The sequence below is a fragment of the Flavobacterium sp. SM15 genome, from assembly GCF_022012335.1.
Lineage (GTDB): Bacteria > Bacteroidota > Bacteroidia > Flavobacteriales > Flavobacteriaceae > Flavobacterium.
In genome coordinates, this window is the sequence record NZ_JAKLTO010000007.1 from 109,365 (window position 1) to 122,020 (window position 12,656).

Sequence of the window (12,656 nt, forward strand, 5' to 3'; positions counted from 1 at the left end):
TTATTGTTCGGGATTGGATTTCTTGTAAAATTCGACAATTTTTTTGGCTTTTGAAAGCCCAACGACGTCAGAAATTTCTTTTTCGGTCGCATTTGATAATCTTTTTACAGATTTGAACTGTTTTATTAACGCAATCATGGTTTTTTCACCAATTCCGGGAATGGTTTCCATCGAAGTTTGAATCGCCGCCTTGCTGCGTTTGTCGCGGTGAAACGTAATTCCGAAACGGTGCGCTTCGTTGCGCAAATGCTGAATGGTTTTCAGGGTTTCCGATTTCTTGTCCAGATAAAGCGGCACCGAATCTCCCGGATAATAAATTTCTTCCAGACGTTTGGCAATCCCGATGATGGCAATTTTTCCGCGCAAGCCCAAATCTTCCAGACTTTTCAACGCTGAGGACAACTGCCCTTTTCCACCGTCAATGATGATCAGCTGCGGCAACGGTTCGTTTTCCTCCAGCAAACGCTTGTAACGCCTATAAACAACTTCTTCCATAGAGGCAAAATCGTTCGGGCCTTCCACGGTTTTGATGTTGAAATGACGGTAATCTTTCTTGCTCGGTTTGCCGTCCTTAAACACTACACAGGCCGCAACCGGATTGGCTCCCTGAATATTAGAATTATCAAAACATTCAATGTGACGCGGTTCCACCGACAAGCGCAAATCCTTCTGCATCTGCGCCATAATACGGTTAGTATGCCGGTCCGGATCGACGATTTTGATTTGTTTGAGTTGATCCAAGCGGTAGTATTTTGCATTGCGCTCGGACAAATCAAGAATTTGCTTTTTATCACCCAGTTTAGGGACAGTCACTTTTATTTTATCGCCGAAATCAAGTTCGAACGGCAGGATGATTTCTTTGGACAGCAGATGAAAACGCTCACGGAGTTCCACAACAGCCAATTCTAAAAGTTCTTCGTTGGTTTCTTCGAGTTTCTTTTTGAGTTCCATGGTATGAGAACGCACAATCGCGCCGTGGGAAATCTGAAGGAAATTCACATACGCCATGCTTTCATCGGACACAATGGAAAACACATCGATATTGGAAATCTTCGGGTTCAAAATGGTCGATTTCGCCTGATAATTTTCCAGCACTTCGATCTTTTCCTTGATTTTTTGGGCTTCTTCGAACTTCATGTCCAGCGCCAAATCGGTCATGTGTTTTTTGAAGTCTTTCAAACTCTCTTTAAAATTCCCTTTTAAGATTTCGCGGATAGCCTGCACCTGTTTCTCATAATTAGTAATGCTTTCCAAACCTTCGCACGGCCCTTTACAGTTCCCGATGTGGTACTCCAAACAGACTTTGAACTTCCCGCTGTCAATGTTCGCCTTGCTCAAATCATAGTTGCAGGTGCGCAGCGGATACAATTCTTTAATTAAATCCAAAATCGTATGCACGGTCTTAAAACTGGTGTACGGGCCAAAGTATTCCGAGCCGTCTTTAATCATTTTCCGGGTGGAAAAAATTCTGGGGAACCGCTCGTTTTTGATGCAGATCCACGGATAGGTCTTATCATCACGGAGCAACACATTATAGCGCGGCTGAAGCGTTTTGATCAGGTTGTTTTCCAGCAGCAGCGCATCGGTTTCCGTAGGTACAACGATGTGCTTAATGGCTACAATCTTCTTAACCAGCACATTGGTTTTGGCGTTGTCGTGCACTTTATTGAAGTAGGACGAAACGCGTTTTTTTAAATTCTTGGCTTTCCCCACATAAAGGATCTTGCCGTCTTTATCGTAATACTGATAGACGCCGGGACTGTCCGGTAAGGTTTGAATTTGGAGTTCTAAAGCGGAGAGCGACATTTTGAGGATTTGTTCTTAGCTAGTTTCAAAGTTACGAATTAGTTCCACTAAAAACAGTTCGATTCAAAATTTATAACGCATCACTCCTAATGGACAATTATGGCTTGTCTCCGTCATTCTTTCATTAAGTTCCAGGTGTAATCAAAAAGTTTCAAAAAATTTTCCAGTTCAGGAAGCCTTTCGTTTTCATCGGCCAAATTAGTTCCAATATTTACAGTATAGGCTCCATCCCCAAAACTCAGAGAATACGATATCCCATCGGCTATATTGAAATCGTAATTGATTTTATCAATATCAATTTTTTTAATCATCCTCACAATTGTATCGAACTGTTCAGTGTTCATTTCATCACCTATGGTTAAGGAATTTGCCCTATTCATATCATCGGTAGTGTAAATTTTCTTTACATAACATCCCTTTTTGCTGTCCCGAAAAAAGGACAACCCAATAAGTTTCTTTTCAACTTTACTGCGGTACAAATGAGGCGCGCTTCTGTGGAGCGTAATCGACACAACCTTTATTTCTTTGTCAAGCTTGTACGTGTTCACCTCTTGTGCCAAAGAAGTTAAAAAACAAAAGCTAAAAGCAAGCAATAGAAAGAGTTGTTTCATTTAGTATTCTTTTTGGAAGTTCGGCTATTTTGGCCATGTAACGACACGTGCTTTTAGATGTACCAAGGCAGCCCTGTTCCAAAGTTACAAATTAATTGCTACTTCGCCACGGTTGCTTCAATAATCAGTTCAATTGAAAAACAAACTATAAACATTGCAACTTTCAATCAAAAAATACAGTTGTTTTCTTAATTTTTACAGTTCTTCTTTCAATAGATTACAATACATATTCAATTTTTATACTAAGTTGTTCTATACATTGACAAATGCTATTGATTTTTTCAGTTATTAAATCAATTTTATAAGAATTTATTTATATAATTGTACATAAATTCATAAAAAATACTTCTATGCCCATCGACAATTTAGGAAAAAGCCATTTTACGCCTGCCGAAATCACTACCCTTACCCAAAACCTGCAACAGATTCGAGCTATTCTCAGCCGAATGAGCGTTAATCTTACCCCTGCGGAACGCCGTCAATACGCCAAAGTAGGTGAACAGAACAAGCTTTTGGTGAATAAGGTGCGCGACTACCATCAAAGCCAACCCCAATTACAATCCCCTGAAATTGACTGGAACGAATTTGAAAAAGACTATGCGGACCGAACCGTCACTGGCGCACTTCTTTCCCAAGTACGAGAGTTGGAACGCGAGCTACTGAGCATTAAAATACTCCGTGATTTCGACAACTACACCGATGCCCTGCGCGATTACAAATACGCAAAATACAAAAACAGTTTTGCCAATCAAATTGGTTATGCCGCTAAAATTGAAAGCCTGAAAGTATTCTTCCCAAAAACAGGAAAGACCAAGAAGAAAAAATGATCCCTATAACTCATAATTCATAACTTATAATTTATAATTATTACTATTTTAGCGTTTTAACCCGCTATGAACTACCGCAATAACATCCTGAAAATCCTAAAAGAAGAAATCCTGCCAGGAGAAAGCAAAACCATCAACATGGAAATTGCCAAACTTCACACGATGACCAAACTGAAAATCCCCATCATCGTGGAGCGTTCCAAGCTTCCGGGACCGACCGTATTGTTATCGGCAGGACTGCACGGCGACGAAATCAACGGGATTGAAATTGTCCGTCAGCTCATTGTGAAAAAAATCAACAAACCCAAAACGGGAACGATCATTTGCATTCCGATCATCAATGTATTCGGTTTTGTGAACCAAACCCGCGAATTTCCAGACGGTCGCGACCTGAACCGCGTATTCCCGGGAAGTAAAAACGGTTCGTTGGCCAGTCGTTTTGCCTATTATCTTTTAAAAGAAGTGATCCCGTTTGTGGATTATGCCATTGATTTTCATGCCGGTGGTGCGGCACGGTTTAATGCGGCTCAAATTCGAATCGCGCCCAACAATGCGGAACTTAGGGACTTGGCAGAAATTTTCAATGCGCCCTTTACGTTGTATTCCAACAACATTACCGGCTCCTTCCGAAATTCCTGCGATAAATTAGGAGTGAAAATGCTCTTGTTTGAAGGCGGAAAATCCATCGACATCAACGAAGACATTACCCAACAGGGCATTGAAGGTGCCAAACGGGTTTTGGAACACCTGAACATGCTCAACCACCGTAAAAAAGCAACACCCGCCGAAAACAACAGCATCTATATTGAAAAATCAAGTTGGATTCGCGCACGCTATTCCGGAATGTTCCACGGGTACACCCAAATTGGGAGTTATGTTGAAAAAGGACAACTTTTGGCCACCATTTCTGACCCGTACGGAAAAGTGGAACACAAAATGAAAGCGCCGAACAAAGGGTACATCATCAACGTAAACGAAGCGCCGATTGTGTATCAAGGTGATGCGATTTATCATATTTCTACCGAACTGGAACAAACCTAACAATTATCATATTTTATTGTTAGAGAAGCCCTTAGTTTTGATTAAAATTCAAGACTATGATTTTGTGGAAAAAACTATCGCAACAGGAACGTCAGGCGCGAATTGAACGGGCCTTGCAGGAAAACGTAAATTTTGCACACGACGCCTCCTTGGGCTATCCGGCTTCCAAACTGGACAGCAAAGTGTTCAACAGCGACATGCCTTTTTTGAAGGATGCGCCAACCCTGCAAACTTATGTGGCCAACCCGAACCATATCGGCTGTCATACCTTTGGCACTTCTGAAAAAGCCTTCAGCGGAACGCAGGAAATGGAACGTGAAGTCTTGAAAGTGCTGGCGGAAGATATTTTTAAAGCCCAGCCCCATTCCTACGACGGTTATATTGCACCCGGCGGTACCGAGGCCAACCTTCAGGCCATTTGGATGTACCGCAATTTCTTTATGAATTATTGCGAGGCCTTGCCGGAGGAAATTGCAATTCTGGCCTCTGAAGACACACACTATTCCATCCCAAAAGCTTCCAATTTACTGATGATCGAACGCTATGCGGTTCCCGTAGATTTTGAAACCCGAAAGCTGGATAAAATCGCTTTGGACAAGATTGTTTTGGCTGCAAAACATAAAGGCAAAAAATACTTCATCGTGATTGCCAATATGGGCACTACCATGTTTGGCGCCATTGATGAGCCTAATGACTATTGTGAACTCTTGGAGCGTCATAATTTATTATACAAACTACATATTGATGCGGCGTATGGTGGGTTTGTGTATCCGTTCAGCAATTCAGAAAGCACCATCAACTTTGAAAACCCTAAAATCAGTTCGATAACCATTGATGCGCACAAAATGCTTCAGGCACCTTACGGAACCGGAGTTTTTCTATGCCGAAAAGGATTAATTGAAAATGTACTTACCCAAGAAGCCGAATACGTCGAAGGCATGGATTTGACCTTATGTGGAAGTCGAAGCGGAGCCAATGCCATCGCGGTTTGGATGATCCTTTTTACCTACGGGCCGTTTGGCTGGTGCGAAAAAATCCGGGTGTTGCAGATGCGCACCGATTGGCTTTGCAATCAATTGGATGTTTTGCAAGTGAAGTACTTCCGTGATCCGTTTATGAATATCGTGACGGTGCAATCGGAATACATTACAGCGGAACTGGAAGAAAAATACGATTTGGTGCCGCAAAAGCACGGAGAAGGCAACAAATGGTATAAAATTGTGATTATGGATCATGTGGAAGTCGATCATTTGAGTACTTTTATAACCGATTTGAAACGCACCATCCATGTTAAAGAAAGAACTCCGCTTAAAGTATAAAAACGAGCGTAAAAAACTCACTTTTGATGAAATTCAATTGATGAGTCTCGAAATTGCCAATCACAGCTTAAGTCTTCCGGTTTGGGACAAAACCTATTTTCATTTGTTTCTGCCCATTGAAGCACAGAACGAAATCAACACGGAATACCTGTTACAGATTTTATCCGGACGCGATAAGGAAATTGTCGTTTCAAAAGCCGATTTCGAAAGCCGAAAAATGACGCATTTCCTCTTAACGGACAACACCAAAATTAAAAACAACGAATACGGGATTCCGGAACCGGTAGACGGACTTGAAGTTCCTTCCTCCAAAATTGATGTAGTATTTGTTCCTTTACTGGCTTACGATAAAACCGGACATCGCGTGGGCTATGGCAAAGGTTTTTACGATACTTTCTTAGCGGAATGCAAACCCGAAGTAATCAAGATTGGTCTTTCCTATTTTGATCCGGAAGACACTATTTCAGACAGTAACGAAAACGACATCCGATTGAATTATTGCATAACCCCCGAAGGAATTTTTGAATTTAAACTTTAAAAGTTATATTAGCAAAACCAAAAACCTTAACCTTATGAGAAATCTGTTTGGAATTGCTTTATTCGCTTTATTTACGGCATCGCTAACTGCCTGCAGTGTTCGTGTAAATGCTCCCAGAAGAACGGCTGTAAAAGCCAAACCGCTTCCTCCGGGACAAGCCAAAAAAATTACCGGCGAGAAAAGTGCCCGACGCCACGCTCCGGGACACAACAAATAAAAAAGACCTCTAAATAGAGGTCTTTTTTTATTTTATTATATCTGATGATTGAACTTATTTCCCAAAAGCTCGTTTATTGAATACAATCAAGATCCCTACACCGGTAGAAATCGCCACGTCGGCTATGTTAAAAATCGCGTTGAAGAACGTGAAATGCTTTCCACCCCAAATCGGTAGCCATGACGGTAAGTTGCCTTCCCAAATAGGAAAATAGAACATATCGACCACTTTACCGTGAAACCAGTGACCATAAGGTTCGTTGCTGAACAAGGTTGCAACCTGACCGTAACTATCATTAAAGATTCTTCCGTAAAAAACCGAGTCCAGAATATTTCCAACGGCACCGGCTAAAATCAAAGCCACGGCAACAATTAAAAAATTAGACGATTGCTTTTTTACGGCATCCCACAACCAATACGCGATTCCGCCCACGGCCACTATTCTGAAGCTGGTCAATAACAATTTTCCAAAAGCCCCCGGAATTTCAGCACCCCAAGCCATCCCGGAATTTTCAATAAAATGAATACGAAACCAGTCGAACACGAACACTTCTTCATCGAGTTCAAAATTGGTTTTGATGTATATTTTGGAAATCTGGTCGATAACCAAAATCAGAATGACCAGTAAATAGGCTTTCTTTAACGACATTTCTTCTAATTTGGAAACAAAAGTAAACTATTTATGTAAAATAAAAAACGCCCCTAACGGAGCGTTTAGTAAAATTTTGAAAAGATTAACGTTGCAGGTTCTTGGCTTCAATGCTCATGGTTGCATGAGGAACCAGTTTCAATCTCTCTTTATTGATTAACTTTCCGGTTACTTTACAGATTCCGTAAGTCTTATTCTCAATTCGGATTAACGCATTTTTTAAATCACGGATGAATTTTTCCTGACGAATGGCAAGCTGCGAATTGGCTTCTTTTGACATTGTTTCGCTTCCTTCTTCAAAAGCTTTGAACGTTGGTGAGGTATCATCAGTTCCGTTGTTCAAGTCGTTTAGGTAAGCGCTTTTTATCAAGTCCAAATCATTTTTGGCTTTTTCCAGTTTCTTCTGAATCAATTCTTTGAATTCCGCTAAATCCGCGTCGGAATATCTTATTTGTTCATCTACCATAATTTCATCTGTTTTTGGTTAATTACTCATTAATTTGTCAGATGTAACCTTTCGGTTTCCTTACTTTGAAATTAATATTCTTGTTTTTAGGTCGTCAAATTCAATTTCCGTACCATTTTCGATACGTTCGGTGAAAACAAGTTCTTCGGTTAAGGTTTCCGATTTAATGTATGCTTCGTTATCGTTTACGGCTTCCTGAATGATACCGTCTCTTTGCATAGTCACTTTAATCTTGTCCGTTACTTCAAAACCTGAATCTTTGCGGATATTCTGAATTCGGTTGACCAATTCGCGGGCGATACCTTCTTTGCGTAAAGCATCGTTTATCGTGATATCTAAGGCCACTGTTATCCCTCCGGAATTTGCTACCAACCACCCTTCAATATCCTGTGAAGAAATCTCTACATCTTCAGTGGTTAAAGTAACACTATTTCCTGAAATAACAATACTTATTTCGCCTTCTCGTTCTAATTTAGTTATCTGTTCCTGTCCGAAGTTCTGTATCTCTTTGGAAATCAAGCCCATGTCTTTACCAAAGCGGGGTCCTAAAGTTTTAAAATTCGGTTTGATTTGTTTTACCAACACTCCAGACGCATCGTCCAACAACTCTACTTCTTTCACATTTACCTCTGCTTTGATAAGGTCGGAAACAGCTTCGATTTCAGCACGTTGCACCTGATCAAGTACCGGAATCATTACCTTTTGCAGGGGTTGACGCACTTTGATCATCTCCTTTTTACGAAGGGACAACACCAATGAAGAAACCGTCTGGGCTTTCAACATTTTGCTTTCCAGGGATTTATCAACAAAATTGTCAACAAATTTCGGGAATTGCGCCAAGTGGATACTTTCGAAACTTTCCTTATTTGTCGCGGCATTCAGGTCTTTATACAGGCGTTCCATAAAGAACGGAGCAATCGGTGCCGATAACTTGGCTACGGTTTCCAGACAGGTATACAACGTCTGATAGGCCGCAATCTTGTCGGTTCCGTAGTCGCCTTTCCAGAATCTTCTGCGGCACAAACGCACATACCAGTTGCTCAAATTCTCCTGAACAAAATCAGAAATCGCTCTTGCGGCTTTGGTTGGTTCGTAATCTTCATACGCTTCATCCACCAACTTAATCAGTGTGTGCAACTCGGATAAAATCCAGCGGTCAATTTCCGGTCGTTCGTTAAGCGGAACTTCTGCTTCACTGTAAGTAAACCCGTCAATGTTAGCATATAACGCAAAGAACGAATAGGTATTATATAAAGTACCGAAGAATTTACGGCGTACTTCCGCCACTCCTTCGATGTCAAATTTCAAGTTATCCCATGGATTGGCATTGGCAATCATGTACCAACGGGTTGCGTCCGGCCCGTATTCCTTCAAAGTTTCAAACGGGTCTACAGCGTTCCCAAGACGTTTGGACATTTTTTGTCCGTTTTTATCCAGCACTAAACCGTTAGACACTACGTTTTTATATGCTACCTGATCAAAAACCAAGGTTCCGATAGCGTGCAACGTATAAAACCATCCGCGTGTTTGATCGACACCTTCCGCAATAAAATCAGCAGGGAATGATCTTTTCTCATCGATTAACTCTTTATTCTCGAACGGATAATGCCATTGTGCATACGGCATCGCTCCAGAGTCGAACCAAACGTCGATCAAATCCGTTTCGCGTCTCATCGGTTTTCCTGTAGGCGACACTAAAACGATGGCATCTACTACATTTTTATGCAAATCCACCAAATCGTAATTGGCCTCGTCCATGTTTCCGATCACAAATCCTTTGAATGGATTTTCGGTCATGAATCCTGCCGCGATCGCTTTTTCGATTTCATTGCACAATTCTTCCACCGAACCAATACAAACGGTTTCCGTTCCTTCATCGGTTCTCCATAACGGCAAAGGAATTCCCCAGTATCGTGAACGGGACAAGTTCCAGTCGTTGGCGTTTTTCAACCAGTTCCCGAAACGACCCTCTCCGGTTGCTTTCGGCTTCCAGTTGATGGTTTCGTTCAAATCGAACATACGGTCTTTTACTTCTGTAATCCTGATGAACCAAGAATCTAACGGATAGTACAAAATCGGTTTGTCCGTTCTCCAACAATGCGGATAACTGTGCACATATTTCTCAACCTTAAAGGCTTTATTTTCTTCTTTTAAACGAATCGCGATTTCCACATCAACCGATTTCTCAGGTGCTTCGCCTTCGTTGTAGTATTCATTTTTCACATATTTACCACCCATTTCGCCCATCTGAGACACAAAACGCCCTTGCAGATCCACCAGTGGTACAGGGTTTCCGTTTTCGTCCAACACTAACATTGGTGGCACTTCCGGAGTAGCTTCTTTGGCCACTTTCGCATCATCGGCACCAAATGTAGGCGCGGTGTGTACGATCCCGGTTCCGTCTTCCGTAGTCACGAAATCTCCCGAAATCACTCGGAACGCGTTTTCAGGGTTTTGATACGGTAAGGCATAAGGCAACAACTGTTCGTATTGAATTCCAACTAAGTCTTCTCCCTTACATTCAGCTAAAATTTCGAAAGGGATTTTTTTATCACCTTCTTTAAAATTCTCAAAATCGGAAGCCTCACTGGTCTCGAAATAATTCTTAGACAATTGTTTTCCAACCAAATTCTTTGCTAAAATGATGTTGATTGGCTGAAAAGTATACTGATTGAAGGTTTTTACTAAAACATATTCGATTTTAGGACCAACCGTCAAGGCGGTATTACTAGGCAAAGTCCAAGGGGTTGTCGTCCAGGCTAAGAAATGAATTTCATCGAGTTCCAGCGCTTCAAACTTGTATTGTTTTAAATTGTTGGTGGTGATGTACTCATAAAACTTAGCAAAGGTCAGTTTTCTTTGGTTATCTAAAACCTTAAACTGTGCTACAATCGTTGTATCGGTCACATCGCGGTACGAACCCGGCTGGTTTACTTCGTGCGAAGACAATCCGGTTCCTGCTTTAGGCGAATATGGCTGAATGGTATAGCCTTTGTACAACAAATCTTTGTTGTAAATCTGTTTCAAGAGCCACCAAACCGACTCCATGTATTTGGATTTGTAGGTGATGTACGGATCTTGCATATCTACCCAGTAGCCCATTTTTTCGGTCAGGTCGTTCCATACGTCGGTATAACGCATAACCGTTTTTTTACACGCTTCGTTGTATTCGGTCACGGAGATAGTTTTACCGATATCTTCTTTGGTAATGCCCAATTCTTTTTCGGTTCCTAATTCCACCGGTAATCCGTGGGTATCCCAACCTGCTTTACGCTTAACCTGAAATCCTTTTTGGGTTTTATAACGACAAAAAATATCTTTAATCGCACGGGCCATCACGTGGTGAATCCCCGGTAAGCCGTTTGCTGAAGGCGGACCTTCAAAAAACACATACGGGGCGGCTCCTTCACGAGAAGTTACACTTTGCTCAAAGATGTTTTGCTTTTTCCAGAAATCAAGCACTTCAGAAGCCACGGTTGGCAAATCAAGTCCTTTGTATTCAGTGAATTTTGTGCTCATTTTGTCGTTTTCTAAAATCAATGCGCGAAAGTACTAAATTTTGACTAATTCTACGTTAATACTAACATAAATTGCGCGGCTGGTTCAAGATCTATTCTACTAGTAAACAAACAGTTTGAATCAACAAGGAACAGCCCTTTCAAAAACAGGTATTTTTACGCGCAGCGGTTTTGTATCGGATTAGCACCTTTGGGCTAAATTCTAAAACCGACAACATGAACAATTTTACCTCTGTGAACCCCAAGCGTTTCATCTACGGCTGCTTGGCACTGATTCTACTTTCTTCCTGTAAAAAAGAAGTTGAAAAAGAAGAAAACAAAAAAGAAACCGCCGCCTACAACAAAAGTGAAGGCAATAGCTGCGAGGCTTCGTGGTTTCCGCATTCACAAACTCCGGCACCTGAAGAAGGGGAAGGAAGCCCGTTTGACACCACCTCCACCACCAATGAAATTTTCCATCAGTGGTCGTGGCAGAAATTTCTATGGCTGACTAAACCAGAAGCTAATCAAAAACCTTTATTTCTCAATAAATTGACACAAGTTTCCGATGCCTTACTACCTGTTACACCACAACCAGGCGCCTCAATTGTTCTTGCCGATACCGAACAGGCCGGATCAAACGGTGTTTTAAAAGCAAATCCGATTTACGGCGGAACCAACCAGATTGCCAAAGATTTCACGGTGTATTACTCCATACACGCTAATGAGATCATGATAAAAGCTGCCAAAACTTACAAAGACAGCATCAACAGTGGAAAACTGAGTCCTAACAACTTAAAAACATTCCCTGTCGGCTCCTTGGAACTAAAAGTTTCTTGGGTGGATGCTAATACCATTAGAGCCGATAAACAAAAGAATTTCTATATCACGGATGCTGCTGTAAGTGTTGACGGAAAATCGTTCCAGAAAAAGAAAATGGCTTTATTAGGGATGCACGTTGTAGGGGTAGTAATCAACCATCCGGAATTTATCTGGGCTACGTTCCAACATAACGATTTGGCTCCTGTATACGATTGGAAAACCAACCAAGCCTCATCAACAGAGGATAAACTTTTATACAGCAAAGGCACCACAACAGGACTTGACGGCATTACCTGGGTAAAAAACTCAGGGCCGAAACAACCATTAAAAGCTTATGATTTATTTCAGTTCGGAGTTCCGAAAACCTCTGGTGACCAATACATGAAAACCTGCCAGATGGAACCCGAAAACTTCGACAACATAAAAACCATCAATGAATGTGTGGCGGGTAAATTGGACGATGTTTGGAATAACTATTTTTACAACGGCTCTATTTGGATCAATACCGACGGGATGAACCCGCAACAACAAGCGAAAACCATTGTTAATTTAGGTTTCAATATCGGAAATGCCACTCCGGGATCTAGCGCTCGCGGTTCGTTAAACAATGCCAACATCACCATGGAAACGTACACCCAAACTTTTGAGAAAAACATTTCAGACATCAATGCTTCGAATTTGGCCAACTGTTTTTCGTGTCATAACGCTGTGAGTTTTGCTTCAGGTAGTCCTAAATCTCCACTTTACATCAGCCATGTTTTTGATGCCTATCTGTTAAACAGTCAGGGTAAAACAAGAGTGGAAATCAACAACTTGAAAGACAAACAACACTTAATGCGTTTTATAACCAAAACCTTAAAATAA

General features: G+C 41.4%; 11 protein-coding genes. 6 read left to right on the plus strand and 5 right to left on the minus strand.

Annotation, left to right across the window (positions count from 1 at the left end):
- Together uvrC and LZZ90_RS12130 are read right to left on the minus strand one after the other, a co-directional pair.
- Entirely contained in the window at window positions 1-1,806 is a 1,806-nt protein-coding gene (gene uvrC, locus LZZ90_RS12125) for an excinuclease ABC subunit UvrC (protein ID WP_237790964.1), read from the minus strand.
- Window positions 1,807-1,919: 113 nt separating this feature from the next.
- A complete protein-coding gene (locus tag LZZ90_RS12130; protein WP_237790965.1) occupies window positions 1,920-2,417 on the minus strand; it encodes a hypothetical protein in 498 nt (165 codons plus the stop codon).
- Window positions 2,418-2,767: 350 nt separating this feature from the next.
- Between LZZ90_RS12130 and LZZ90_RS12135 the strand changes: the two genes are divergently transcribed.
- From LZZ90_RS12135 to LZZ90_RS12155, 5 genes are all read left to right on the plus strand, one after another.
- Window positions 2,768-3,244, plus strand: coding sequence for a hypothetical protein (locus tag LZZ90_RS12135; protein WP_237790966.1), 477 nt, complete (start codon window positions 2,768-2,770; stop codon window positions 3,242-3,244).
- A 66-nt stretch (window positions 3,245-3,310) separates the two neighbouring features.
- Entirely contained in the window at window positions 3,311-4,285 is a 975-nt protein-coding gene (locus LZZ90_RS12140) for a succinylglutamate desuccinylase/aspartoacylase family protein (protein WP_237790967.1), read from the plus strand.
- A gap of 56 nt (window positions 4,286-4,341) precedes the next feature.
- A complete protein-coding gene (locus LZZ90_RS12145; protein WP_237790968.1) occupies window positions 4,342-5,604 on the plus strand; it encodes a pyridoxal-dependent decarboxylase in 1,263 nt (420 codons plus the stop codon).
- The gene (locus LZZ90_RS12150; RefSeq protein WP_237790969.1) at window positions 5,573-6,142 is read left to right on the plus strand and encodes a 5-formyltetrahydrofolate cyclo-ligase; all 570 of its coding nucleotides are present in this window, start codon (window positions 5,573-5,575) and stop codon (window positions 6,140-6,142) included. The genes LZZ90_RS12145 and LZZ90_RS12150 overlap by 32 nt, the downstream gene beginning before the upstream one ends.
- Before the next feature lie 34 nt (window positions 6,143-6,176).
- On the plus strand, window positions 6,177-6,359 hold the full coding sequence (locus LZZ90_RS12155; protein ID WP_237790970.1) for a hypothetical protein: 183 nt from the start codon (window positions 6,177-6,179) through the stop codon (window positions 6,357-6,359).
- 54 nt (window positions 6,360-6,413) lie between these two features.
- Here the strand turns inward: LZZ90_RS12155 and LZZ90_RS12160 are convergent, their stop codons facing one another.
- The 3 genes from LZZ90_RS12160 to ileS all read right to left on the minus strand — a co-directional run bounded on the left by LZZ90_RS12160 (window position 6,414) and on the right by ileS (window position 10,992).
- Complete coding sequence (locus LZZ90_RS12160) at window positions 6,414-7,007, minus strand: lipoprotein signal peptidase (protein WP_237790971.1); 594 nt, start codon at window positions 7,005-7,007, stop codon at window positions 6,414-6,416.
- An 85-nt stretch (window positions 7,008-7,092) separates the two neighbouring features.
- Window positions 7,093-7,473, minus strand: a complete 381-nt coding sequence (locus tag LZZ90_RS12165; protein ID WP_237790972.1) for a TraR/DksA C4-type zinc finger protein — start codon at window positions 7,471-7,473, stop codon at window positions 7,093-7,095.
- A gap of 60 nt (window positions 7,474-7,533) precedes the next feature.
- Window positions 7,534-10,992, minus strand: coding sequence for an isoleucine--tRNA ligase (gene ileS, locus LZZ90_RS12170; RefSeq protein WP_237790973.1), 3,459 nt, complete (start codon window positions 10,990-10,992; stop codon window positions 7,534-7,536).
- Between the two features lie 215 nt (window positions 10,993-11,207).
- Between ileS and LZZ90_RS12175 the strand changes: the two genes are divergently transcribed.
- A complete protein-coding gene (locus LZZ90_RS12175) occupies window positions 11,208-12,656 on the plus strand; it encodes a hypothetical protein (protein ID WP_237790974.1) in 1,449 nt (482 codons plus the stop codon).